Below are 19,782 nucleotides of genomic sequence, written 5' to 3' on the forward strand. Positions count from 1 at the left end.
CTCAGGCGCCGGCGCCCGGCTCGCCGGCCAACACCGGACCCCCGCCGAGCAGCGCGTGCTCGGGCAGCGGCAGCGCGATGCCGTGCGCGTCCTGCCAGTCGTGGATCAGGCCCGGCCGGGCCTGGGCGGCGAAGAAGTCCACCGCGCTCATCCCGCCGACCACCGGCTCGTCGACCTCGGCGACCAGCCGGGCGGGAACCATCGGGAGGGCGCCGCGCACCGCGGCGCTGAGCCGCCGGTGCCCGTCGACCACGAAGAAGTACTCACCGGTGTAGCCGATGCTCAGCGGCTCCACCGCCGCGTCGCCGGCGCCGCCGTGGGCGTGCTCCGGGTCCCAGGAGCCGCGCAGCGTGGAGACGTCCTCGGTGGGATAGACCCGGGTCGGGTCGAGCAGCAGCAGCGGCTGGCCGGCGCGCAGCACCTCGGCGCCGAGACGGCCCTCGTAGACGTCGACGACGTGCTGGATCACCTGCTCCGGGGTGGCCCGGGTGGTGTCGCAGATCAGGTCGTAGTTGCGCAGCCGGGCCTTGTCGACGCCGTAGCGGACGATGAAGCGGTTGCGCTCGCTCTCGCTGCGCTCGCGCAGCTTGGCCCGCGCCTCCTCCAGCGTGGTGTAGCTCTCGGCCGGGCCGGACGGGCGGGCGAGCACCCGCCGGGCCGCCTCGGTCGACTCGGTGATCATGTGCACCTTGAGCGCGTCGGTGAAGAAGTGCCAGGCCAGGCGGGAGTCCATCACCAGCGACTCGCCGGAGGCGGCGATGTCCCGCTGGAGCTGGTCGACGTAGCCGTCGACGGCCTGGTCCAGCTCGGCGTGCAGGTTGAGCTGGAGGGCGGTCATCTGCCGCTCCTGGGCCATCTGCCGGTAGAGGTCGCCGACACTGACCCGGCGCAGCCCCAGCCGCTTGGCGATCTCCACGGAAACGGTGCTCTTGCCGCTGCCGAGGTCACCGTTGAAGACGATCGACTGACGAACGGTCACGACTGGTCCACCCCTGCTCACCGGCTGACTGACGACATCGAATCCGTGTGGCCCGACGTGCCGGAGCACCCGCCGCGCCGCGTCCCGTGCGGAAATTTCGCACGGCTGGGCATGACGGGCGATGCTATCACCGCGCGCTATCCAATTGCCGGACCAGGTGTGCGGCAAACCCCAGGTCACGACCGTGCGCGAGGGGCCGGGTGCGCTCGGTCACGACCGCCGGGCCCGGTCAGAACATGCTGAGCGGATCCACCTGGAGCCGGACCGGATCGGCGGCCTTGCGGGCGCTGCGCTGCGCGGCCGCGGCGTGCAACGCGTCGGCCAGCGCGGCGGCCCGGGCCCGCGGCACCCGGACCAGCATCCGCTCCCGCCCCTCGTCGGCCGGCACCGGGCCGAGGATCTCGGCGTCGTCGGGCAGTCGCGCGCCGGCCAGCAGGTCCGCCACCGCGTCCGCCACGCCGGTGACGCTGGCCATCCGCACCGCCGGCGGAAAGCCCAGCTCGCGGCGCTCGGCCAGCTCCCGTGCGGCGAACCAGGCCGCGTCCCACCGCAGCAACGCCTGCACCGGGGCGAGCGCGCCGTCGGCGACCACCACCACCCGGCCGCCGGCCGCCCCGGGGCGCGCCAACGCGGCGCCGGCCAGCCAGCGACGCAGCGCCTCCTCACCGGCCCGCAGGTCGGCCCGGGTGAGCAGGGCCCACGAGTCGAGCAGCAGCACCGCGCCGTAGCCGCCCTCGGCGACCGGCTCGGCGCCCGGGGTGGCGATCACCAGACCGGCGCCGCCGGGCACGGAGGCCAGCACCTCCTCACGCCCGGAGGTCCGCACCGGCACCCCCGGGAACGCCCGGCCCAGCTCCTCGGCGGTGCGCCGGGCGCCGGTGACCGAGGCGCGCAACCGCCGCCCACCGCAGTCCGGGCAGGCGTACGCGGCGGCGACCCGACCGCACCAGCGGCAGGCGGGCGTGCCCTGCGCCGACGGCAGGCCGAGCGGACCGGCGCAGTGCGGGCAGCGGGCCGGGGCCCGGCAGTCGGCGCAGGCGACCGAGGGCAGGTAGCCGCGGCGGGGCACCTGCACCAGCACCGGCAGGTCGGCGCGGAGCGCGTCGCGGGCGGTGGTCCAGGCCAGGCTGGGCAGCCGGGCGGAGGCCGCGCCCGGGTCCCGGGCCAGCTGCGGATCGTCGCCGGTGGGCGCCATCGCCGGCATCCGCGCCCGTACCGTGGCCCGGTCGGCGACCACCTCCCGGGCCCAGCCGGTCTCCACCAGCAGTTGCGCCTCGGCGGTGCGGGCGTAGCCGCCGACCAGGGCGGCCGCGCCGGTGAGCTGTGCCCGGGTGAGCAGCACGTCGCGGGCGTGCGGATAGGGTGCCCGGGGCTCGGCGTGCAGGTCGTCCCCGTCGTCCCAGACCGCCACCAGGCCGAGCCGCTCGACCGGGGCGAACATCGCCGCCCGGGTGCCGATCACCACCGACGCCTCGCCCCGCCGGGCGGCCAGGAAGGCCCGGTAGCGGCGGGCCGGACCGGCGGCGGCGGTGAGGCAGGCGTGCCGGTCCGGGCCGAGCACCGCGGTCAGGGCGGCGTCGAGGCGGTCCAGGTCCCGGCCGTCGGCCACCACCACCACGGCTCCCCGGCCGCCGGCCACGGTCGCGGCCACCGCGTCGGCGTACCGGTCGGCCCAGTCCTCGCCCGGCAGCGCGGACCACACGGCGCGCGGCGCGCGGCCGTCGGCGAGCGCGCGCAGCAGCGCCGGCCCGGCCGGATAGTCCCGCCAGCCGCGCGGGTCGAGCGGGGCGTCCGAGCTGCCGGCGGCGTCGGCCGGCGCGTCGGCGGCGGTGACGGACTTCTCGGCGCGGGCGTGCCGCGGCGGCACGGCCAGCCGGAGCACGTCGGCCAGGCTGCCGGCGTACCGGTCGGCGACCGCCCGGGCCAACCGGGCCACCTCCGGCGAGAGCACCTGCACCGGCGAGACGACCTTCTCCAGGTACGCCAGCTTCGGGTGGTCGGACTCGGCGACGCGCTCGAGCAGCCAGCCGTCGACGAGCTGGCCGGCGAAGCGGACCTTCACCCGGACCCCGGGCCGGGCTTCGGCGTCCAGCGCCTCGGGGACCAGGTAGTCGAACGGGCGGTCGAGGTGCGGCAGCGGCACGTCCACGCAGACGCGAGCGACCGGCGACCCCTCGGCGGGTCGCCGGTCGCGGCGCGTGGCGGTGGTCAGGCTCCCGCGGCCGACTTGAGGTCGGCGGCCCGGTCGGTGCCCTCCCAGGTCAGGTCCGGCAGCTCCCGGCCGAAGTGGCCGTAGGCGGCGGTCTGCCGGTAGATCGGGCGCAGCAGGTGCAGGTCCCGGATGATGGCGGCCGGGCGCAGGTCGAACACCTCGGCGACGGCCTTCTCGATCGAGGCCACCGGCACCGTCTCGGTGCCGAACGTCTCGATGAACAGGCTCACCGGGTGCGCCTTGCCGATCGCGTACGCGACCTGCGCCTCGCACCGCTCGGCCAGCCCGGCGGCGACCACGTTCTTGGCCACCCAGCGCATCGCGTACGCCGCCGAGCGGTCGACCTTCGACGGGTCCTTGCCGGAGAACGCGCCACCGCCGTGCCGGGCGTACCCGCCGTAGGTGTCGACAATGATCTTCCGGCCGGTCAGCCCGGCGTCGCCCATCGGGCCGCCGATCTCGAACCGGCCGGTCGGGTTGACCAGCAGCCGGTAGCCGTCGGTGTCCAGCCCGAGGCCCTCCAGCTCCGGCGTGATCACGTGCTCCCGCACGTCCGGCGTGAGCAGCGACTCCAGCGAGATGTCCGCGGCGTGCTGGCTGGACACCACCACCGTGTTCAGGCGCACCGGGCGCAGCCCGTCGTACTCGATGGTCACCTGGGTCTTGCCGTCGGGCCGCAGGTAGGGGATCGTGCCGTCCTTGCGCACCTGCGACAGCCGGCGCGCCAGCCGGTGCGCCAGGGCGATCGGCAGCGGCATCAGCTCGGGCGTCTCGGAGCACGCGAAGCCGAACATCATGCCCTGGTCGCCCGCGCCCTGCGCGTCCAGCGCGCTCTCCGAGCCACCGGTACGCAGCTCGAAGGCGTTGTCCACGCCCTGCGCGATGTCCGGCGACTGGGCGCCGATGGACACGCTCACCCCGCAGGAGGCGCCGTCGAAGCCCTTCTTCGACGAGTCGTAGCCGATGCCGAGGATGGTCTCCCGCACGATGGTCGGGATGTCGGCGTACGCCTTCGTGGTCACCTCACCGGCGACGTGCACCTGCCCGGTGGTGATCAACGTCTCCACCGCGACCCGGCTGTGCGGGTCCTGGTCGAGCAGCGCGTCGAGAATGCCGTCGCTGATCTGGTCGGCGATCTTGTCCGGGTGGCCCTCCGTGACCGATTCGGACGTGAAGAGACGTGTCACGGCACTCCTAAGCATGTGAGACTTCGAAAGGTCACTGGGCGGCAGTTTAGTCGTCCTCGTCGCGCCGCGGATCCGGGAACGTGGAGCCGACCAACCGTCAGGACGGCGGATCCAGTCGAGCGACCACGAGGTCCCAGACGGCGTCGGCCAGGGCCTCCTTGGGCTGTTCGGGGAACCGGTGCACGGCGCCGTCGGCGCCGATCACGGTGGCCGCGTTGGTCTCCGCGCCGAAGACCTTGTCGACGCCGACCTCGTTGACCACGATCAGGTCGGCGCGCTTGCGGGCCAGCTTGGCCCGGCCGTTGCGCTCCGCGTCGTCGGTCTCCGCGGCGAACACCACGAGCAACTGACCGGGACGGCGCCGCCGGCCCAGCTCGGCGGCGATGTCCGGGTTGGTGACCAGCTCGATGGTCGGCGCGGTGCCGTCCTCCGACTTCTTGATCTTCCCGGTCGCGTAGCCGGCCGGGCGGAAGTCGGCGGGTGCGGCGGCCATCACCACCGCGTCCGCGGCGTCGGAGGCGGCCAGCGTCGCGGCGCGCAGCTCCTCGGTGGTGCCCACCCGGACCAGGTCCACCCCGGCCGGGTCGGCGAGCTCCACGTTGGCCGAGACGAGGGTCACCCGGGCGCCGCGCGCCACGGCGGCGCGGGCGAACGCGTACCCCTGCTTGCCGGAGGACCGGTTGCCCAGGAAGCGGACCGGGTCGAGCGGCTCGCGGGTGCCGCCGGCGGTGACCACCACGTGCCGGCCGGCCAGGTCGGCCGGCGCGGCGGCGCCGCGGGCCAGCGCCCGGCGGGCGACCGCGAAGATCTCCGCCGGGTCGGGCAGCCGGCCCTTGCCGGAGTCCTGCCCGGTGAGCCGGCCGACCGCCGGCTCGATCACCCGGACGCCCCGGGACCGCAGGGTGGCCACGTTGGCCACGGTGGCCGGGTGCTCCCACATCTCGGTGTGCATGGCCGGCGCCAGCACCACCGGGCAGCGCGCGGTCAGCAACGTGTTGGTGAGCAGGTCGTCGGCGAGGCCGTGGGCGGCCTTGGCGAGCAGGTCGGCGGTGGCCGGCGCCACCACGACCAGGTCGGCGTGCTGCCCGAGCCGCACGTGCGGCACCTCGTGCACGTCGGACCAGACGTCGTCGGCGACCGGCTGGCCGGAGAGCGCCGCCCAGGTCGGCGCCCCGACGAAGCGGAGCGCCGAGGCGGTCGGCACGACCCGGACCCGGTGACCCGACTCGGTGAGGAGCCGGAGCAGCTCACACGCCTTGTAGGCGGCGATGCCGCCGCCGACCCCGAGGACGATCTCGGCGGGCATCGGCGCGGGCGCGGTTACGGCTGGTCGGTCGGCTCGGCGGTGAGCAGGCCCGCGTTGATCTCGCGCATGGCGATCGAGAGCGGCTTCTCCTGCGGGGTGGTCTCCACCAGCGGGCCGACGTACTCCAGGAGGCCCTCACCGAGCTGGCTGTAGTAGGCGTTGACCTGACGGGCGCGCTTGGCGGCGAAGATCACCAGCGCGTACTTCGAGGTGGTCTTCTCGAGCAGCTCGTCGATCGGCGGGTTGGTGATGCCTTCGGGGTTGGTGGCGATGGATCCCACGAAATTTGACCTCTGCGTCTCGTGCGCCGCCGCGAGGGCGGTCGGTGGCCGCTCAACCGCTCGCGGGCGGTCGGGCCGGAGCCAGGACTGACGAACCGATCAATCCTACCAGTTCCGCCACGGCACGCTCGGTCCGGTCGTGCGTCACGGCGTGCGCGAACGCGTGCGCGACGGCCGGTGCGGCCCGGTAGGCCGGCGGCGCGAGCAGCACCAGCCGGGCCGCCGGCGCGGCGATCCGGACCGCGAGCGCGCCGGCCAGGTCCAGCGGCAGCAGCACCGGCCGCCCCTCGGCGAGACGGGACCGCACATCCGCGCGGGGCACCCCCCGGCGGTACGGCCCGATCCGGCACCACTCCAGCAGCTCGCCGTCGGCGATCAGCCGGTCGAAGCCGGCCGGGTCGAGGAAGAGCCGGTCCACACCGTGGCGCTCGCCGGGGCGCGGCGGCCGGGTGGTGGCGACCACCGGCACCCACACCGACGCGAGGCGCGCCCGGACCAGCTCGACGACACTGCCCCGGCCGGCCCCGGAAGGGCCGGACAGGACAGTGAGCCGAGCCGCCGAGCGCGCCCCGTCATCCGTGCTCACCGCTTGTTTCTACACGGTGGGCCGTTCAGTTGGCGGCGAACTCACCGAGCAGCGCCTTGCGCTGCTGCTCGCCGAGGCCACGCAGGCGACGGCTGTCGGCGATCTTGAGCTTCTCCATGATCTGGGTGGCCCGGATCTTGCCGATGCCCGGCATCGCCTGGAGCACGGCCGAAACCTTCAGCTTGCCCACGACGTCGTCGGACTCGGCCCGCTCAAGGACGGTGGCGAGGGTGGTCTTGCCCTGCTTGAGCTGCTCCTTCAGCTCAGCGCGGGCCTTGCGGATCTCCGCAGCCTTCTCCAGCGCGGCAGCGCGCTGCTCGGGGGTCAGTGACGGGAGCGGCACCAGTTCTCCTCAGGTCCCTAGTACGGCGGGCGGAGCCCCACCGCAGCTGTGAAACGTGGTGTCGCTGGCAACCAAAGGGGTCCGTGGTTCCCAGCGCGGGGAAAACTAGCGGTCAACGGAGCTTTCGGCAACGTGGACGCGCGATGATCAACGTAAAGTGACCGAGCCGTCAGTCAGTCAGGCGGCGGCCAGGGCGGCCCGGCACTCGGCCAGCACCCGCTCGGTGGCGGCCCGCAGGGCGGCCGGTTCCGGCCCCGCGCCCAGCACCTCCCGGGAGTACGACGGCAGCACCGACGGCAGCGCGGCGCCGAACACCGTGCGGAGCCCGGCCGGCGTGCCGCCCTGCGCGCCCAGCCCCGGCGCGAGCAGCGGGCCGTTGACCGAGCCGAGGTCGTGGCCGGTCTCGCCGATCGTCGCGCCGACCACCAGGCCGAAGCTGCCGAGCGGCTCCGCACCCCGGTTGAGCTGGGAAATCTCGTCGATGACGGTCTGCGCCACGGTGCGCCCGTCGGCACCGACGGCACGCTGCACGGCGGCGCCCTCGGGGTTCGAGGTGAGGGCCAGGACGAAGACCCCGGCACCGTGCGCGGCGGCCGTCTCGATCATCGGCGCGAGCGAACCTACTCCCAGGTAGGGGCTGGCGGTGATCGCGTCGGCATACAGCGGACTGGATGGATCGAGGTACGCCGAGGCGTAGGCGCGGACCGTCGAGCCGATGTCCCCACGCTTGACGTCGAGGAGAACGAGCGCGCCCGCATTTCGTAACTGTCGGATAGTTGACTCAAGCACGCTGACCCCGCGCGCGCCGAAGCGCTCGAAGAACGCCGACTGCGGCTTGACCACGGCGACCCGGTCGCCGATCGCCTCCACCACGGTGCCGCAGAACCGCTCCAGCCCTCCGACGTCGTCGGGCAGCCCCCAGTCGGCCAGCAGGCCGGGATGCGGGTCGATCCCCACGCAGAGCGGTCCCCGCTCCGCCACCGCCCGGTGCAGGCGTACGCCGAACGTCTCCATCGCGTCTCTCCCTCTCCCGGCGGCTCCGGCCGCCTCCGTGTCCGCGACGGCCCATCCGTCGCGCCGGTGCCGCTGCGACCGGACTCAGCCGGCCTCGACCGCCGCCGCCACGCCGGCCGCGATCCGGGCCACGTCCGTGACGTCACAGACGTAGGGCGGCATGGTGTAGACGAGGTCCCGGAACGGGCGCAGCCACACCCCCTCGGCCACCGCGGCGGCCGTGGCCCGCGGCAGATCCACCTCGTGGTCCAGCTGCACCACGCCGATCGCGCCGAGCACCCGCACGTCGGCCACCCCGGGAACGCCGCGCAACGGCTCCAGGCCGGCCCGCAGCCCCTCGGCGATCCCCGCCACCCGCCCGGCCCAGTCCCCGGCGCGCAGCAGGCCCAGGGAGGCGTTGGCGACGGCACACGCCAGCGGGTTGCCCATGAACGTCGGCCCGTGCGCCAGCACCCCGTCGGCCGAGATCGCGCCGGCCACCTCCGGGGTGCAGAGCGCCGCGGCCAGCGTGAGATAGCCGCCGGTGAGCGCCTTGCCGACGCAGAGCACGTCCGGCGTGACGCCGGCGTGCTCGGCGGCGAACATCCGCCCGGTCCGGCCGAAGCCGGTGGCGATCTCGTCGAAGACCAGCAGGATGCCGTGCGCCCGGGTCACCTCGCGCAGCACCCGCAGGTAGTGCGGGTGATGGAACCGCATCCCGCCGGCGCCCTGGACCACCGGCTCGACGATCACCGCGGCCAGTTCGTCGGCGTGCCGCTGGACCGCGTCCACCAGCGCCGCCTCGTACGCCGGGTCCGGCGGGGCGTCGAAGCCGGCCGGCGGCAGCGGCGCGAAGACCTGCCGGGGCAGCACGTCGCCCCAGAGGTGGTGCATGCCGCCCTCCGGGTCGCAGACGCTCATCGGGTGGAACGTGTCGCCGTGGTAGCCGCCCCGCCAGGTGCCCAGGCGGCGGCGCTCCGGGCGCCCCACGGCGCGCTGGTACTGCAGGCACATCTTCACCGCGACCTCGACGCCGACCGAGCCGGAGTCGGCCAGGAAGACGTGCTCCAGGCCGTCCGGGGCCAGCTCGACCAGGGTGCCGGCCAGGCGCGCGGCGGGCTCGTGGGTGAGCCCGCCGAACATCACGTGGCTCATCCGGCCGAGCTGGTCGGTCACCGCGGCGTCCAGCACCGGGTGCCGGTAGCCGTGGATGGCCGCCCACCACGACGACATGCCGTCGACCAGCTCCCGCCCGTCCGCCAACCGCAGCCGCACCCCCGACGCGCTCTCCACCACCAGCGGTGGGCTGGCCGGCGGCAGCGCCGCGTACGGGTGCCAGACGTGCCGGCGGTCGACCGCGAGGATCTCCTCGGGCGTCACGGGTCCTCCTTCGCCCCTCCCCCGTGATCTTGCGGTTTCAGCCCCCGCCGCGCCCGAAGAACGCGGTATGCCGGGTCCGAAACTGCAAGATCGCGCGGAGTGGGGTCAGGTCAGGGGGGTCGGGGGGTCAGGGGATGGTGCTGGTGATGGCGCGGGTCAGGGCGGGGCCCCGGTAGATGAAGCCGGTGTAGAGCTGGACCAGGGCGGCGCCGGCGTCGAACATCCGGGTCGCGTCGTCGGGGTCGAGGATGCCGCCGACGCCGATCACCGGCAGCCGTCCCCCGGTCTCCCGGTGCACGAACCCGACCAGTTCCCGGGCCCGCCCGGTCAGCGGCCGGCCGGACAGGCCGCCGGCCTCGGCGCCGCGCGCCCGGTCGGCCGGGGCGAGCCCGTCCCGGCCGAGTGTGGTGTTGGTGGCGATGACACCGGCCGCGCCCCGGTCGAGGCAGACCTCCAGCAACTCGGCCACGGCCGCCTCGGTGAGGTCCGGGGCGATCTTCACCAGCACCGGCTTCTCCCCCACCAGCGCGGCGAGCAGCGCGTCCAGGTGGGACCGGTCCTGGAGCGACCGCAGCCCCGGGGTGTTCGGTGAGGACACGTTGACCGCGAAGTAGTCGCCGTGGCCCTTGAGCGCCCGGTAGGAGGCGAGGTAGTCCGCCACCGCCTCGTCCAGCGGGGTCACCTTGGACTTGCCCAGCGAGATGCCCAGCGGCACGCCGAGCGGTCGGGGCAGCGCCGACAGCCGGGCCGCGAGGGCCTCGGCGCCGGCGTTGTTGAAGCCCATCCGGTTGACCACGGCCTCGCTGTCGCGCAGCCGGAACAGTCGGGGCCGGGGATTGCCCGGCTGGGCGTGCGCGGTCACGGTGCCGACCTCGACGAAGCCGAAGCCCAGCGCCGGCCAGGCCGGCAGCGCGACCCCGTTCTTGTCCATCCCGGCCGCCAGCCCGACCGGGTTCGGGAACCGCACCCCGAACACCTCGCGCGGCGCCGCCCGGAAGTACGCCCGACGCAGCACCGCCAGCGCCGCCGGCCGCCGCGACAGCCCCGCGAGCCGCCCCAACGTCCACTCGTGCGCCGCCTCCGCGTCCCCGCCCCCGAGCGCGAACAGCCGGGGCCGCACGACCTTCTCGAAGATCACCGCGACCCCCCCGGCTCAATGATCATGAAGGTGGCGGCGATCGCCGCCACCTTCATGATCGACAGGGTGGTCACTCGTTGGCCCGGAGGGCGGCGTGCAGGTCCTGGAGCGGGCGCACCCGCAGGTCGCCCCTGATCCGGGCCTCGATGCCCATCACCGCCGCCGCCGCGCCGGGTACGGTGGTGACGCACGGGATGTCGGCCGTGACGGCGGCGCTGCGGATCTCGTAGCCGTCCGAGCGGGCGCTCGCGCCGGAGCCCTGCGGCGTGTTCACCACCAGCGCCACGTCGCCGCCGAGGATCAGCGACACCGCGTCGGCCCCCTCGCCCGACTCGTAGTGCTTGCGGATCTGCTCGCAGGCGATGCCGTGCCGACGCAGCACCTCGGCCGTGCCGGTGGTGGCGACGATCTGGAAGCCCAGGTCGGCCAAGCGCTTGATCGGGAAGATCATGCCGCGCTTGTCCCGGTTCGCCACCGAGACGAAGATCTTCCCGGCGGTGGGCAACGACCCGTACGCGGCGGCCTGCGACTTCGCGAACGCCTGGCCGAAGCCGGTGTCGATGCCCATCACCTCGCCGGTGGACCGCATCTCCGGGCCGAGCAGCACGTCGATGCCCTTGCCCGACGGGGTGCGGAACCGCTTGAACGGCAGCACCGCCTCCTTGACCGCGATCGGCGCGTCCGGCGGCATGGTGCCGCCGTCGCCGGTCGGCGGCAGCATCCCCTCGGCGCGCAGCTCGGCGATCGTGGCACCCAACGCGATCCGGGCCGCCGCCTTGGCCAACGGCACCGCGGTCGCCTTCGAGACGAACGGGACGGTCCGGGAGGCGCGCGGGTTGGCCTCGAGCACGTAGAGCGTGTCGCCCTGCAACGCGTACTGGACGTTGAGCAGGCCGCGCACCCCGACGCCGCGGGCGATCTCCTCGGTGTAGCGACGCACCTGGGCGAGGTGGGAGCCGGCCAACGTGATCGGCGGCAGCGTGCAGGACGAGTCGCCGGAGTGGATGCCGGCCTCCTCGATGTGCTCCATCACGCCGCCCAGGTAGACGTCGCCGTCCGCGTCCGCCAGCGCGTCCACGTCGATCTCGATGGCGTCGTCGAGGAACCGGTCCACCAGCACCGGGTGGTCGGGCGAGATCTCGGTGGCCCGGCCGATGTAGTCGCGCAGCGTGGCGTCGTCGTAGACGATCTCCATGCCCCGGCCGCCGAGCACGTACGACGGCCGGACCAGCACCGGGTACCCGATCTCGTCGGCGATCGCCTTCGCCTCCTCGTACGAGGTGGCCATGCCGTGCGCGGGCGCGCGCAGGCCGGCCCGGGCCAGCACCGCGCCGAACGCGCCCCGCTCCTCGGCCAGGTGGATCGACTCCGGCGAGGTGCCGACCACCGGCACGCCGGCGTCCTTGAGCCGCTGGGCCAGGCCGAGCGGGGTCTGACCGCCGAGCTGCACCACCACGCCGACCACGCCGGGGCCACCGGCCGCCCGGCCGGACGAGTCCTCGGCGTGCCACACCTCCAGCACGTCCTCGAAGGTCAGCGGCTCGAAGTAGAGCCGGTCGGCGGTGTCGTAGTCGGTGGAGACGGTCTCCGGGTTGCAGTTGACCATGACGGTCTCGTAACCGACGCCTTCGGCGCCGGAACCGGACGCGGCGACCGTGCCGACCGGCGCGCTTCGCAGCGCTTGTACCGCGTGCACGCACGAGTAGTCGAATTCGATGCCCTGCCCGATCCGGTTCGGCCCGGAGCCGAGGATGAGCACCTTCGGCCGGGCCGAGGGCGCCACCTCCGTCTCGGAGTCGTACGTCGAGTAGTGGTAGGGCGTGGTCGCCTCGAACTCGGCCGCGCAGGTGTCCACCGTCTTGTAGACCGGCCGGATCCCGAGCCGGTGGCGCAACGTCCGGACGCCGTCCTCGGCGGCCAGCTCGGGGCGCAGCGCGGCGAGCTGCCGGTCGGACAGCCCGGCCCGCTTGGCCCGGCGCAGCAGGTCGGCGTCGAGCACCGGCGCGTCGACGATCTCGGCGCGCAGCTCGATCAGCCCGGCGATCTGGTCCAGGAACCACGGGTCCATGCCGCCGGACGCCTCGGCCACCTCGGCGATCGACGCGCCGAGGCGCAGCGCCCGTTCGACCGTGTAGAGCCGGCCGTCGTGCGGCACGCGCAGCGCGGCGAGCGTGTTCTCCCTCGTGGCGTCCGCCGGGTCCGGGGTGGTCCAGAACCCCGCCGCCCTGGTTTCCATCGAGCGCATCGCCTTGTTCAGCGCCTCGGAGAAGTTGCGGCCCAGGCTCATCGCCTCGCCCACCGACTTCATGGTGGTGGTCAACTCCGGGTCGGCGCCGGGGAACTTCTCGAACGCGAACCGGGGGATCTTCACCACCACGTAGTCCAGCGAGGGCTCGAACGCGGCCGGCGTCTTGAGCGTGATGTCGTTCGGGATCTCGTCCAGCGTGTAGCCGACCGCGAGCTTCGCGGCGATCTTGGCGATCGGGAAGCCGGTGGCCTTCGAGGCCAGCGCCGAGGAGCGGGACACCCGCGGGTTCATCTCGATCACGACGATCCGACCGTCGGCCGGGTTGACCGCGAACTGGATGTTGCAGCCACCGGTGTCCACCCCGACCTCGCGCAGCACCGCGATGCCGAGGTCACGCAGCCGCTGGTACTCCCGGTCGGTGAGCGTCATGGCCGGGGCGACGGTGACGCTGTCGCCGGTGTGCACGCCCATCGGGTCGACGTTCTCGATCGAACAGACCACCACCACGTTGTCGTTCCGGTCGCGCATCAGCTCGAGTTCGTACTCCTTCCAGCCGAGCACGCTCTCCTCGATCAGCACCTCGTGCACCGGGCTGGCGGCCAGGCCGGCGCCGGCGATGCGGTCGAGGTCGGAGTCGGTGTGCGCCATCCCGGAGCCGAGGCCGCCCATCGTGAACGACGGCCGGATGACCACCGGCAGGCCCAGGTCGGCGACGGTGTCGCGGACCTCGTCCATGGAGTGGCAGACGCGCGAGCGCGGGGTCAGCGTGGACGGGTCCTCGATGCCGAGGCGGACGCCGGCCTTGGCCACGATGTCCTTGAACAGCTGCCGGTCCTCGCCCCGGTTGATCGCCTCGATGTTGGCGCCGATCAGCTCGACGCCGTACTTCTCCAGCACGCCCGCGGCGTGCAGCGCGACCGCGGTGTTCAGCGCGGTCTGCCCGCCCAGCGTCGGCAGCAGCGCGTCCGGGCGCTCCCGGGCGATGACCAGCTCGACGAACTCGGGCGTGATCGGCTCGACGTACGTGGCGTCGGCGAACTCCGGGTCCGTCATGATCGTCGCCGGGTTGGAGTTGACCAGGCTGACCCGGATCCCCTCGCTGCGCAGCACCCGGCAGGCCTGGGTGCCGGAGTAGTCGAACTCGCAGGCCTGTCCGATCACGATCGGCCCCGAGCCGATCACCAGGATGTGCTTCAGGTCGGTCCGCTTAGGCATTCTTTCCGCCTTCGATGAGCTCCACGAAGCGGTCGAACAGGTAGTCCGCGTCATGCGGGCCGGCCGCCGCCTCCGGGTGGTACTGGACGGTGAAGGCGGGCACGTCCTCGGCCCGCAGCCCCTCGACCACGTTGTCATTGAGGCAGACGTGCGAGACCCGCACCCCGCCGAAGTCGGTGTCGACCACCTGGTCGGGCACCACCGCTCCGGACCGGACGCCGGGCACCTCTACGGCGAAGCCGTGGTTGTGACTGGTCACCTCGACCTTGCCGGTGGCCCGGTCGAGCACCGGCTGGTTGATGCCGCGGTGGCCGTACCCGAGCTTGTAGGTGCCGAAGCCGAGCGCCCGGCCGAGGATCTGGCTGCCGAAGCAGATGCCGAACAGCGGGATGCGCCGGGTGAGCACCTCCCGGGCCAGCGCCACCGGGCCGTCGGCGGTCGCCGGGTCGCCCGGGCCGGGCGAGAGGAAGACCGCGTCCGCGCCGGTGGCCAGCAGGTCCTCGACGGTCGAGCCGGCGGGCAGCACGTGGGTGGTGACGCCCCGGGCGGCGAGCCGACGCGGCACGTTGCGCTTGATGCCCAGGTCCAGCGCGGCCACCGTGAACCGGTGCTCGCCCAGGGCCTCGACCACGTACGGCTTCGCGGTGGTCACCTCGGTGGACAGGTCCGCGCCGACCATCGACGGCGAGCGGCGGACCCGCTCCAGCAGGGCGGCCGGGTCGTCGTCGACGCTTGACACGCCGACCCGCATGGCGCCGCGCTCACGCAGGTGCCGGGTCAGCGCCCGGGTGTCCACGCCGCTGATCCCGACCACACCCTCGGCGGCGAGCCGGTCCTCCAGCCCGCCGGTGGCGCGCCAGTTCGAGCCGATCCGGGCCGGGTCGCGCACCACGTACCCGGCCACCCAGATCCGGCCGGACTCGTCGTCCTCGCCGTTCACGCCGGTGTTGCCGATGTGCGGCGCGGTCTGCACCACCACCTGGCGGTGGTAGGAGGGGTCGGTGAGCGTCTCCTGGTAGCCGGTCATGCCGGTGTTGAAGACCGCCTCGCCGAAGGTCTCCCCGACGCTGCCGTACGCCTCGCCGTGGAACGTGCGCCCGTCCTCGAGAACGAGGATCGCGGAACGTCTCTTCACGCTGCGCCTCCCTCGACCCGGACCGCGGGACTCCGCTCCGCTACGTTCCTCGCTCGGATCACTTGGTTGCCTTTCCGTCCAGGACCGTCGGCTCGCCGCGCAGGAAGGTCGCCACGATGCGACCCGGCAGCGTCATGCGGGCGTACGGGGTGTTGCGACTGCGACTGGCCAGCTCGGCCGGCTCGATCACCCGTCGGGCGGCCGGGTCGACCAGGGTCAGGTTGGCCGGCACGCCGGGCGCCGGGTCGAGGCCGTGCCCGGCCAGCCCGGCGATCCGGGCCGGGACCCGCGACATCCGCTCGGCGATCAGGTCCCACCGCGGGCCGAGCACGTCCAGCGCGACGGAGAGCGCGGTCTCCAGGCCGAGCATGCCCGGCCGGGCGTACGCCCACTCGCACTCCTTGTCCTCCACCGCGTGCGGCGCGTGGTCGGTGGCGATGATGTCGATCACGCCGTCGGCCAACGCGGCCCGCAGCGCGGCGATGTCGGCGGCGGTGCGCAGCGGGGGGTTGACCTTGAAGACCGGGTCGTAACTCTCGGCCTTGGCATCGGTGAGCAGAAGGTGGTGCGGCGTCACCTCGGCGGTCACCCGGACCCCGCGCGCCTTGGCCTGGCGCAGCACCTCGACGCTGCCGGCGGTGGAGACGTGGCAGACGTGCAGCCGGCTGCCCACGTGCTCGGCCAGCAGCACGTCCCGAGCGATGATCGCCTCCTCGGCGACCGCCGGCCAGCCGGTCAGGCCGAGCCTTGTGGAGACCTCACCCTCGTGCATCTGCGCGCCCTCGGTGAGCCGGGGCTCCTCGGCGTGCTGGGCGATCACGCCGTCGAACGCCTTGACGTACTCCAGCGCCCGGCGCATCAGGCGCGGGTCGGCGACGCAGTGCCCGTCGTCGGAGAAGATCCGCACCCGGGCCGCGGAGTCGGCCATCGCGCCCAGCTCGGCCAGGCGCTCACCGGCCAGCCCGACGGTGACCGCGCCGATCGGCTGCACGTCGACCAGACCGGCCTCCCGGCCGAGCCGCCAGACCTGCTCGACCACGCCGGCGGTGTCCGCGACCGGCGAGGTGTTGGCCATCGCGCAGACCGCCGTGTAGCCGCCGAGCGCCGCCGCGCGGGAGCCGGACTCGACCGTCTCGGCGTCCTCCCGACCGGGCTCGCGCAGGTGGGTGTGCAGGTCGACCAGGCCGGGCAGCGCGACCAGGCCGGTCGCGTTGACGACCGTGGCGTCGTCCGCGGCCAGGCCGGCGCCGACCTCGGCCACCACGCCGTCGCGGATGAGCAGGTCGGTCGGCTCGCCGCCGACCGGGCTGACGTTCTTGATCAGGTACGCGGTCACCTGTTGTTCCCTCCGAGCAGCAGGTAGAGGACGGCCATCCGCACGGAGACCCCGTTGGCGACCTGTTCGACGATGGTGGAGCGGGGCGAGTCGGCGACCTCGGGCGTGATCTCCATGCCCCGGTTCATCGGACCCGGGTGCATGACGATCGCGTGCTCGGGCAGCCGGCGCATGCGCGGCCCGTCGAGCCCGTACCGCCGGGCGTACTCCCGGGCCGACGGGAAGTAGGAGTCGCTCATCCGCTCCCGCTGCACCCGCAGCATCATCACCACGTCCACACCCGGTGCAACGGTGTCGAGGTCGTAGGAGACGTCGATACCGGGGGCGAGCGCGGTCGCGATGTCGACCGGGATGAGCGTCGGCGGGCCGACCAGGGTGACCTTCGCGCCCAGCGTGGTGAGCAGCAGCACGTTGGAGCGGGCCACCCGGGAGTGCAGCACGTCGCCGACGATGGCGACGTGCAGGCCGGCGAGCCGGCCCAGGCGCGAGCGCATGGTGTACGCGTCGAGCAGCGCCTGGGTGGGGTGCTCGTGGGTGCCGTCGCCGGCGTTGACCACCGACCCGTCCACCCAGCCGGCCAGCCGGTGCGGGGCGCCGGAGGCGGGGTGCCGGACGACCACCGCGTCGGCGCCCATGGCCTGGAGGGTGAGCGCGGTGTCCTTCAGGCTCTCGCCCTTGGTCACGCTGGAACCCTTGGCGGAGAAGTTGATCACGTCGGCGCTGAGTCGCTTGGCGGCCGCCTCGAACGAGATCCGGGTCCGGGTGGAGTCCTCGTAGAAGAGGTTGACCACGGTCCGCCCGCGCAGCGCGGGCAGCTTCTTGACCTCCCGGCCCGCCACGGTGGCCATCTCGGCCGCGGTGTCCAGGACCAGGGTCGCGGTGTCGGCGTCCAGGTCGGCGCCGGAGAGCAGGTGCCGGATCACTGGGCCCACCTTTCGTTCGCGACTGCGGGGCTCCGCTTCGCTGCACTCCTCGCGCTCACCGGGGGTCACCCCCGTACAACTTGACCTCGTCGTCGCCGTCGGTCTCGGCGAGGGTGACCTTGACGTTCTCGGCAAGCGCGGTGGGGATGTTCTTGCCCACGTAGTCGGCGCGGATCGGCAGCTGGCGGTGACCGCGGTCGACCAGGACGGCGAGCTGCACGGAGGCCGGGCGGCCGACGTCGCTCAGCGCGTCCAGCGCGGCCCGCACGGTGCGGCCGGAGAAGAGCACGTCGTCGACGAGCACGACCCGCCGGCCGTCGATCCCGCCCGGCGGCAGGTCGGTCGGGCCGACCGCGCGGGTGGCGTGCCGGCGCAGGTCGTCGCGGTAGAGCGTGATGTCGAGCACGCCGACCGGGACGGTCACGTCCTCGAACGTGCTGATCCGGGCCGCGAGGCGGCGGGCCAGCGGCACGCCCCGGGTGGGGATGCCGAGCAGCACGGTGTCGGCGGCGCCCTGGGTCTTCTCCAGGATCTGGTGGGCGATGCGGTCGACCACCCGCGAGACGTCGGCGGCGGCGAGGATCACCTTCACCGAGGGTTGTCGCGGCGGCGACGAATGGGCAGCCGGTGGGTAGGCCACAGCGGACCTCCTTCCCCGCCTCACGGGACGGGTCGTTAAAGGACGTCTATCGACTCCGGCGGACCCTCGACGGGCCCGGACCGGGGCTTCACGCCACGTTACCAGCGGTCACCGGGCCCACCGCCGCCGGTCCTGACCTGCTGGTCAGCCCGGAGAAATGCGGACAAGCCACACGGGCCTCCCGGACCTCGTGGACCGCACCACTTGACCACGTGTCGCAATCCCCGTACCGTCACGCTCCGTAGCGATAGCTGGGAGAACCCCGAGCAGCACTGGGAGTGTCCGAATGCCCTCTGAATACGCCAAGTCGCTGGGCGCCCGCCTGCGCTCCATCCGCCAGCAGCAGGGCCTGTCCCTGCAGGGGGTGGAGGAGAAGTCGAACGGGCGGTGGAAGGCCGTGGTGGTCGGCTCGTACGAGCGCGGCGACCGCGCCGTCACCGTGTCCCGCCTGGCGGAGCTGGCCGACTTCTACCGCGTTCCCGTCTCCGAGCTGCTGCCCGACGGCAGCGGGGTGCGTCACGAGCCCACCAGCAAGATCGTGCTGGACCTGGAGCGGCTCTACGACGAGGCCTCCGAGGACCTCGCGTACGTCGCCCGGTACGCCCGCGCCATCCAGCAGCAGCGCGGCGACTACAACGGCCGGGTGCTCTCCATCCGCGCCGACGACCTGCGCGCCCTCGCGATCGTCTACGACGCCTCACCGTCGGGCCTGATCGAGCGGCTCACCGAGCACGGTGTGCTGGTCGCCGATCCGCGCGCGTTCTTCGCCTCCTGACGCCCGCACGAAGGGCCCGTGCCGTACGGCACGGGCCCTTCGTCGTTCCTGCCTGCGGCGCGGCCGCCCGGGACCTCAGCGGCTGGCGTACTCGGCGATCCGGCCGAGGATGCCGTTGAGGAAGCGGGGCGAGTCGTCGGTCGACATCTGCCGGGCCAGCTCGACAGCCTCGCTGATCGCCACCGCGTCGTCGATCTCGTCGACGTAGAGCAGCTCGTACACGGCGATCCGGGCCAGGTTGCGGTCCACCACCGGCATCCGGTCCAGCGTCCACCCCTCGGCGTAGCTGGCGATCGTCTCGTCGATCCGGTCGAGGTGCGCCGCGACGCCCTCGACCAGCCCGACCGCGTAGCCGAGGTGGTCGGGGCGGGGCCGCTCGATCCGCTCCAGGTAGCCGGCGAGCACCTCGACCGGGGATCGGTCCCGCAGGTCGGCCTCGAAGAGCACGTCCAGCGCCCGCTTGCGCGCCTTGCGGCGCGCCGGCATCTGCTGCTTCGGACCCTCGGCCATCAGGATCGGCCGAGGTAACGGCCGTCGCGGGTGTCGACCTTGATCTTCTCGCCGGTGGTGATGAACAGCGGCACCTGCACGGTGGCGCCGGTCTCGACGGTGGCCGGCTTGTTGCCGCCGGTCGACCGGTCGCCCTGCAGGCCCGGCTCGGTGTAGGTGACCTCGAGCACGACCGAGGTCGGCAGCTCGATGTAGAGCGGCACGCCCTCGTGGGTGGCGACGGTCGCCTCGGCCTCCGGGAGGAGGTAGTTGGCCGCCTCGCCGACCGTGCCGCCGAGCACGGTGATCTGGTCGAACGTCTCCAGATCCATGAAGACGTAGTCCTCACCGTCGGCGTACAGGTATTGCATGGTGCGCTTGTCCACGGTCGCGGTCTCGACCTTGGTGCCCGCGTTGAAGGTCTTGTCGACCACCTTGCCGGACAGCACGTTCTTCAGCGTGGTACGCACGAACGCACCACCCTTACCGGGCTTGACGTGCTGGAACTCGACGACGGCCCACAGCTCGCCGTCCAGGTTGAGTACCAGGCCGTTCTTCAGGTCGTTGGTGGAGGCCATTTCCTGCCTTGATCATCAATTGGCGGACGGACCTGGAA

Annotated in this window: 18 protein-coding genes; 1 reads left to right on the forward strand and 17 read right to left on the reverse strand. The window is 73.4% G+C overall.

The window, feature by feature from the left end; genetic code table 11:
- Position 1: 1 nt before the first annotated feature.
- From ACGFI2_RS16410 to pyrR, 15 genes are all read right to left on the reverse strand, one after another.
- Complete coding sequence (locus ACGFI2_RS16410) at positions 2 to 979, reverse strand: AAA family ATPase (RefSeq protein ID WP_393517110.1); 978 nt, start codon at positions 977 to 979, stop codon at positions 2 to 4.
- Positions 980 to 1,208: 229 nt separating this feature from the next.
- Entirely contained in the window at positions 1,209 to 3,128 is a 1,920-nt protein-coding gene (locus ACGFI2_RS16415; protein ID WP_393517113.1) for a primosomal protein N', read from the reverse strand.
- Between the two features lie 59 nt (positions 3,129 to 3,187).
- Complete coding sequence (metK, locus tag ACGFI2_RS16420) at positions 3,188 to 4,378, reverse strand: methionine adenosyltransferase (RefSeq protein WP_393517116.1); 1,191 nt, start codon at positions 4,376 to 4,378, stop codon at positions 3,188 to 3,190.
- A gap of 97 nt (positions 4,379 to 4,475) precedes the next feature.
- Complete coding sequence (gene coaBC, locus ACGFI2_RS16425) at positions 4,476 to 5,684, reverse strand: bifunctional phosphopantothenoylcysteine decarboxylase/phosphopantothenate--cysteine ligase CoaBC (protein ID WP_393517119.1); 1,209 nt, start codon at positions 5,682 to 5,684, stop codon at positions 4,476 to 4,478.
- Positions 5,685 to 5,698: 14 nt separating this feature from the next.
- The gene (gene rpoZ / locus ACGFI2_RS16430; protein ID WP_013285517.1) at positions 5,699 to 5,965 is read right to left on the reverse strand and encodes a DNA-directed RNA polymerase subunit omega; all 267 of its coding nucleotides are present in this window, start codon (positions 5,963 to 5,965) and stop codon (positions 5,699 to 5,701) included.
- Between the two features lie 52 nt (positions 5,966 to 6,017).
- Entirely contained in the window at positions 6,018 to 6,551 is a 534-nt protein-coding gene (locus ACGFI2_RS16435) for a guanylate kinase (RefSeq protein WP_393517122.1), read from the reverse strand.
- A 25-nt stretch (positions 6,552 to 6,576) separates the two neighbouring features.
- Positions 6,577 to 6,894: an integration host factor, actinobacterial type gene (gene mihF / locus ACGFI2_RS16440; RefSeq protein ID WP_013285515.1), complete on the reverse strand. Its 318-nt coding sequence runs from the start codon at positions 6,892 to 6,894 to the stop codon at positions 6,577 to 6,579.
- Between the two features lie 177 nt (positions 6,895 to 7,071).
- Complete coding sequence (pyrF, locus tag ACGFI2_RS16445; protein ID WP_393517125.1) at positions 7,072 to 7,908, reverse strand: orotidine-5'-phosphate decarboxylase; 837 nt, start codon at positions 7,906 to 7,908, stop codon at positions 7,072 to 7,074.
- Positions 7,909 to 7,992: 84 nt separating this feature from the next.
- Positions 7,993 to 9,267, reverse strand: coding sequence for an adenosylmethionine--8-amino-7-oxononanoate transaminase (locus ACGFI2_RS16450; RefSeq protein ID WP_393517128.1), 1,275 nt, complete (start codon positions 9,265 to 9,267; stop codon positions 7,993 to 7,995).
- A 127-nt stretch (positions 9,268 to 9,394) separates the two neighbouring features.
- Positions 9,395 to 10,405 carry a quinone-dependent dihydroorotate dehydrogenase gene (locus ACGFI2_RS16455; RefSeq protein ID WP_393517131.1) on the reverse strand — a complete coding sequence of 337 codons (1,011 nt, stop codon included), beginning with the start codon at positions 10,403 to 10,405 and terminating at the stop codon, positions 9,395 to 9,397.
- Positions 10,406 to 10,475: 70 nt separating this feature from the next.
- Entirely contained in the window at positions 10,476 to 13,868 is a 3,393-nt protein-coding gene (carB, locus tag ACGFI2_RS16460; RefSeq protein WP_393517134.1) for a carbamoyl-phosphate synthase large subunit, read from the reverse strand.
- Positions 13,861 to 15,003 carry a glutamine-hydrolyzing carbamoyl-phosphate synthase small subunit gene (carA, locus tag ACGFI2_RS16465; protein WP_393517137.1) on the reverse strand — a complete coding sequence of 381 codons (1,143 nt, stop codon included), beginning with the start codon at positions 15,001 to 15,003 and terminating at the stop codon, positions 13,861 to 13,863. The genes carB and carA overlap by 8 nt, the downstream gene beginning before the upstream one ends.
- Positions 15,004 to 15,061: 58 nt before the next feature.
- Positions 15,062 to 16,339, reverse strand: a complete 1,278-nt coding sequence (locus tag ACGFI2_RS16470; RefSeq protein WP_393517140.1) for a dihydroorotase — start codon at positions 16,337 to 16,339, stop codon at positions 15,062 to 15,064.
- Positions 16,336 to 17,262, reverse strand: a complete 927-nt coding sequence (locus ACGFI2_RS16475) for an aspartate carbamoyltransferase catalytic subunit (RefSeq protein ID WP_393517141.1) — start codon at positions 17,260 to 17,262, stop codon at positions 16,336 to 16,338. The genes ACGFI2_RS16470 and ACGFI2_RS16475 overlap by 4 nt, the downstream gene beginning before the upstream one ends.
- 55 nt (positions 17,263 to 17,317) lie before the next feature.
- Positions 17,318 to 17,902 (reverse strand): bifunctional pyr operon transcriptional regulator/uracil phosphoribosyltransferase PyrR, encoded by a 585-nt coding sequence (gene pyrR / locus ACGFI2_RS16480; protein ID WP_393517143.1) that lies wholly within the window; start codon positions 17,900 to 17,902, stop codon positions 17,318 to 17,320.
- 286 nt (positions 17,903 to 18,188) lie between these two features.
- Between pyrR and ACGFI2_RS16485 the strand changes: the two genes are divergently transcribed.
- Positions 18,189 to 18,677, forward strand: a complete 489-nt coding sequence (locus ACGFI2_RS16485) for a transcriptional regulator (RefSeq protein WP_013285505.1) — start codon at positions 18,189 to 18,191, stop codon at positions 18,675 to 18,677.
- 75 nt (positions 18,678 to 18,752) lie between these two features.
- On the opposite strand, the gene nusB is transcribed toward ACGFI2_RS16485, so the two are convergent.
- Together nusB and efp are read right to left on the reverse strand one after the other, a co-directional pair.
- On the reverse strand, positions 18,753 to 19,163 hold the full coding sequence (nusB, locus tag ACGFI2_RS16490) for a transcription antitermination factor NusB (protein ID WP_393517614.1): 411 nt from the start codon (positions 19,161 to 19,163) through the stop codon (positions 18,753 to 18,755).
- 23 nt (positions 19,164 to 19,186) lie between these two features.
- Positions 19,187 to 19,744: an elongation factor P gene (gene efp, locus ACGFI2_RS16495; protein ID WP_393517146.1), complete on the reverse strand. Its 558-nt coding sequence runs from the start codon at positions 19,742 to 19,744 to the stop codon at positions 19,187 to 19,189.
- Positions 19,745 to 19,782: the final 38 nt, after the last annotated feature.

The sequence above is a fragment of the Micromonospora sp. NPDC049282 genome, from assembly GCF_043197045.1.
Lineage (GTDB): Bacteria > Actinomycetota > Actinomycetes > Mycobacteriales > Micromonosporaceae > Micromonospora.